Below are 5,150 nucleotides of genomic sequence, written 5' to 3' on the forward strand. Positions count from 1 at the left end.
TTCACAGCTTCCTTATTAAATCTTTTGCTTAATGCTTGAGGGGAGATTGATACCTTTTCATTAGCTTCTAATTTTGCACACAAATCCGATAAAGACGAAGAACATAAATCTTCACCTATAAAAGTGCATAGGTTTAAAAAACTTTTAGCAGAAACCTTTCCTTTTCTTCTGATAAATAAATTTTTTTCAGCCATTTTTTCAATCTTATTAAGGTTGTACAACTCTCCTAGATTATGAATTATTCGCTTTATTTTTTCCCTATTCATTGTAAATAACATCCTTTCGTTTAGTATTATATATAATTACATAAAAGTTATATATACACTAATTATATATTATTTAACAATAAATCAAAAAACAAAAGGTGTATTTTATACCATAATTAGGTATAAAATACACCTTTTTTAAAAATAAATATTAAGATTTTAAATCATAACTTTTTCCCTTTTGTTCTTATTTATATAAGGTATTTAATTGAAAAATTTCACTGCTTACATTTAATGGTTCTGTTAGGTTGATGGCTATGACTACGACCTCGGAGGTCGTTACATAAACTGGAAGTTTATGTTTGCTAATAACAACGATAATAATAATATAACTACAAATAATATAAATATACAGCTCGAATTTAAAGAAATAAAAGAAATGATTCAAAACAATGGTTCTTTATCTGAAGAAGAGATAAAAGAAGTTCTTCTAAAAATAGATGAAATTGAAGAAGTTAGTAAGTCAGAAGAACCAATAAACAAAAAGTGGTTTAAATTGAAGTCAATAATGGTATGGACAGCAACAAAAGGAATAGCTATAGCAGCACCAATACTAAATCTAATAACAGCTATTTTAAAATATAAAAAATAATTAGGGAGTCCTTAACAGGACTCTTTTCCATACATAAAATCTTTGTACTTTGAATATAAAGTATTCCCAGTTTTACTACGACCTCGGAGTTCGTTACATAAACTGGAAGTTTGTGTTTGCTACAAAAATTGGAACAGTTTTTGTTGCTAATTGGAGTTGATATTACTGTAAATAATCTAAGACAATAAGCGATTGGAGGAAAAAATGAACATAAATGATAATATAGATGCTTTTGGTTATAGATATATAAACTGCTCAAAAGTTTCCACTATGCAGAGAAGCGAAATAAGAAATAAAATTAAAATTGGAGCTAGATTAAATGTAACTTATACTAAAGATAAAAATATCTATTCTAAAGAAGTTGTTATAACCAAATGGTTTAAAAATGCAGTAGTAGGTGAGGACATAGTAATTTCTTTAATAGACATTATAAAAGTAGAAACTAACACAAAAGAATTTAAGAATCCTAATATTAATAATAAAAAACAAATTAAAAGCAAATATAACTATAGTTATTTAATAAAGTTAAATATTAGGCAACTTGAATCTGAATTGTTGAAATTAAATTTAAATGATAAAGATAAAAAAACAATTAAACGTGTGGTCGATTTTAAAAATAGTAGAAGACTGCGACGAAATTTAAACCACATTGTTTTAAGACCTAACAATAATGTTTCTAAGAAGTAGCTAAATATAGTTAATTATAAGTTAATTTATTGCCAATAGTGTCATCAATATAATTTCGTTAATTTGTTCCATCATTGTTAAACTCTACACCATTTTTAAAAGATTCTTCTTTTTTGAAGTAGAACGTAAAAACTTACAGTTTTTACTATGACCTCTGAGGTCGTTACATAATGAAAAGATACAAGCCGTTAATAAACGCGGCAAAATAAAAATTATAATATCAATTATGTTTAGGCTTCCTATAAAAGGGAAGCGTAGCTAGATTTTTGTAAATTAAGGCTACTACGCTCCATACAAGCTATTTTTTGTGTGATTTTGGCACGTTATTCATAGAAGATTCTACGACATAAATCTCATCTAAGTCGAGTTCATATAAACTATAAATTAATCTATCAATCTTTCTTATTATCAATTCATATTTATCCTTATCAGGTCTAAAATTTTCAAGTTTCATCACTTCGTTAACTACTAGGGTTACAACAGATTTATTAAAGGCTATTGGTATTTCTTTTAATTGATTTGCTCTAATATTAAAATATCCTCCACTTAGAGCAGCAGATTTAAAGTAATATTTATAGAAGAATGAGACTAACCTACTATTTAATAATGCTAGTATGAATTTTAAGTCTACATCACTTTTATAGATAATACTAGTTGATTTTCCAGCAAGATATTCACCATTATCATAATAGCATTCTAGCCTTTTACTCATTCCAGCTACTATTATTTTTTCAAAATTGGCTTGATTACTTCTTAAGCTACTGAACTGCAAGAGAGCATCATCGAGCACTATTGGGTATGTGTAAGAGGTTTTTATATATTGGGTGGGTTTAACACCCCATAGGCTTATATATGGGTCTATTGTACCAGTATTAATGAATTTTTTATAGGTATTGCTTATGAGTGAAGAATCGTCAAAATTAGATAAATAATTCTTAAGTTCATATGCTTCTGAGACTGTTGCAGCTTCTTTAACAGTAGCAATACTTCTCAATCGGTTATGAATTAACATTTTGTCAATGATTTTAATTATTCTAGGATCTTCAACAAAGTATCTGCCCCAGTTAATATCTCTGTAAAATAAATTGCTAGCTATGATTATATCAGACCATTTGTTATTACCTTTATTAAATAGTTGGATGTTCACTGGAGTTCTCGCTCTGCTTTTTTTTAGTGAGAACACTACTGGATATACAGCAGCATCAGCAAATACTTTAATTTCGGAATAATCTCTAAAACTAAGAATTGTATATTTAGAGAGCATAATTCGTAATTCTTGTGAATAATTTGCTCCAATAAGTTTATTAGGGACGATATAACACATAACACCATTAGTTTTTAATACTTTTAAGCCTTTCTCAATAAACGTAACATACATATCCCAATTACCTTTTGCTGAACTATAGTGTTTTTTACAGAAATCTCTTACTTGTGGCATGCTTTTAGTCATTTCTGCTGATGCAATGTATGGAGGATTTCCTAATACTATGTCAAACCCACCTTTACTCATAACGTCGCTAAACTTGGAATTCCAAGAAAAATTTGCTTCAGAAGGGTCAGTGTAATCAAACATGATAGAATCCCTGCAGATAATATTGTCATCTAAAGTTGCAAGGGGCTTTTGTTTGTTAGCTGTTGATAACCATAAGGATAGTCTTGTAATTTCAATACTTTCTTTATTTAAGTCTACACCAAAGATGTTGTTCTGCAATATGTTTTTATCTAATTCTTGGTAAATGTCACTTCCTACATTAAAGTATTTTTCTTGGCCATTATTAAGGCTATTTATTTCAGCATTTACTTTTACTGCTTCGTTAAGAAGATATAAAAATGCTTGATTTAGGAAGGCGCCGCTTCCGCAGCTTATGTCTATCACTCTGATATTCAATAATGAACGTCTGTAATTCTCCCAAAAGTCTAAGTGTTTCTTATATCTTTTCACTATAATATCATTCTCAGTTTCTTTTTTATGATATTTATATTTTCTATTAAGTAAATTAAGGGCTTTGGATTTGTCCGACTCTGATAAATCAGGAAGATTATAATATCCAAGCTCAACTTTACTATCATCAAGCCACTTTCCAATAGCCTGATGTACCATATAGCTTGTTATATACTCAGGGGTATAGTAAATTGCCTCGTGTTTCCGCATGGTTACTGTTGATTTATTAATATTGTTACTATAGAGTGTCTTTAAATCTTCAATGTCAGATATTCCTTGCTCAAAAATACGACCAAGAATATCAATATTTAATTCAGTTGAATAGTTAAAATGTATTATTTCTGAAAGCATACCTAAAGCAGAATCAGAAATGTAAAGATTATCAAGTTCAGGATCTTCCTTAAAAAGTCCACCATTAAACTTATGTATATCTAAAGTGGAATTACCTAGATCAACTGCCTTAAATAACAACTTTAAGCTTTCCCAAAGAGAATTTAAAAAGGGACTAAAAGCTTTATTTAAAATATTATGTGGTAATAATTTATCCGGAGAATCCTTGCAAAAGCAAATAAATATTATTCTATCTAATAGTTTCTGAGCTTTTTCTATTGCAACATTAGGATCAATGTTAGTATTTCTTTGGAGAATATCTTTGATTAGATTTGTTCTAATATTTTTAAACCTTTTATAAAAATCTTTTGTTATCTTTTGTTCTTCTTCAGCATTTATTAAATATAGTTGATCTACTATTGAGTCTGATGTTTTGCTCAGAAGATTATCTTTGCTCAAAATATAGTAAAATTTAATAAATTCATAAGGGTTAGCCAATGATTTTATATCAAATTTCTCGTAGGATAGCATGTTTGAAGCAAGATATAGACGGATTTCTATAAAATTAGATACTATAACCCATTTGCAACTGCTGCCATATTTAGGTGCATATCCAAAAGCTTGCTCAACAGGTGTTCTGTTATCATTTGTTCTCTTTTGCTTTATATCTAAATTACAAGCAGCATCTTTAAGTTCTACAACAACTCTAACATCCCTTTCATTGATGTTAAAATAACCAAGGCTTGCATCTGGCTTGCTACCATCGAATTTTGTCGATTGCTCTGCTATTAAATTAAATTCACCATTAAAAGGGAGGCTAGTATAACCTAATATTTTATCGAAAAAATGATTTAAAAATGTTCCCTGAAGCTCTTTTTCTGTAAAAGAAAAAATGCTTTTATCTTCAATTCCCGAATTCCATTGTTCTATTAACAAGAGTTTATCATCAATTTTAGGTATTAAGTTCATAACATATTTTTCTACACATTTATTTAAAGAAATGGGATTAAAAATAGGATTATAATTCATTATATCGCTCTTTTTATTGCTTTCATATTATCTTATGGTATTAGGGTATAAATCATAACCAAAATAATGATTAGCAAAGACAATAGTGTTAAAAACACTCAAAGTAGAAGTTATTTCTGATTTTATCTTAGAAAGTAAAAACTTACAGTTTTTACTACGACCTCCATAGCCATCAACCTAACAGAACCATTAAATGTAAGCAGTGAAATTTTTCAATTAAATACCTTATATAAATAAGAACAAAAGGGAAAAAGTTATGATTTAAAATCTTAATATTTATTTTTAAAAAAGGTGTATTTTATAC

The 5,150-nt window shown here is 28.3% G+C and carries 3 protein-coding genes and 1 pseudogene; 2 read left to right on the plus strand and 2 right to left on the minus strand.

Going from position 1 to position 5,150, the window contains the following annotated elements:
• Nucleotides 1-266, minus strand: a pseudogene (locus VIM70_RS12275) (IS4 family transposase); the annotation flags it as partial.
• Nucleotides 267-564: 298 nt separating this feature from the next.
• On the opposite strand from VIM70_RS12275, the gene VIM70_RS12280 reads away from it, so the two are divergent.
• Nucleotides 565-858, plus strand: a complete 294-nt coding sequence (locus VIM70_RS12280) for a hypothetical protein (protein ID WP_331946051.1) — start codon at nucleotides 565-567, stop codon at nucleotides 856-858.
• A 204-nt stretch (nucleotides 859-1,062) separates the two neighbouring features.
• Nucleotides 1,063-1,545: a hypothetical protein gene (locus VIM70_RS12285; protein ID WP_331946052.1), complete on the plus strand. Its 483-nt coding sequence runs from the start codon at nucleotides 1,063-1,065 to the stop codon at nucleotides 1,543-1,545.
• A 298-nt stretch (nucleotides 1,546-1,843) separates the two neighbouring features.
• Here the strand turns inward: VIM70_RS12285 and VIM70_RS12290 are convergent, their stop codons facing one another.
• On the minus strand, nucleotides 1,844-4,846 hold the full coding sequence (locus tag VIM70_RS12290; protein WP_331946053.1) for an Eco57I restriction-modification methylase domain-containing protein: 3,003 nt from the start codon (nucleotides 4,844-4,846) through the stop codon (nucleotides 1,844-1,846).
• Between the last annotated feature and the right edge of the window lie 304 nt (nucleotides 4,847-5,150).

The organism is Clostridium sp. (assembly GCF_036569345.1).
Lineage (GTDB): Bacteria > Bacillota > Clostridia > Clostridiales > Clostridiaceae > Clostridium_AD.

Bases quoted from the DNA above. Each gene is read 5' to 3' on its own strand.
- VIM70_RS12280 (WP_331946051.1), top strand. From the start codon at position 565: ATGTTTGCTAATAACAACGATAATAATAATATAACTACAAATAATATA.
- VIM70_RS12285 (WP_331946052.1), top strand. From the start codon at position 1,063: ATGAACATAAATGATAATATAGATGCTTTTGGTTATAGATATATAAAC.
- VIM70_RS12290 (WP_331946053.1), bottom strand. From the start codon at position 4,846: ATGAATTATAATCCTATTTTTAATCCCATTTCTTTAAATAAATGTGTA.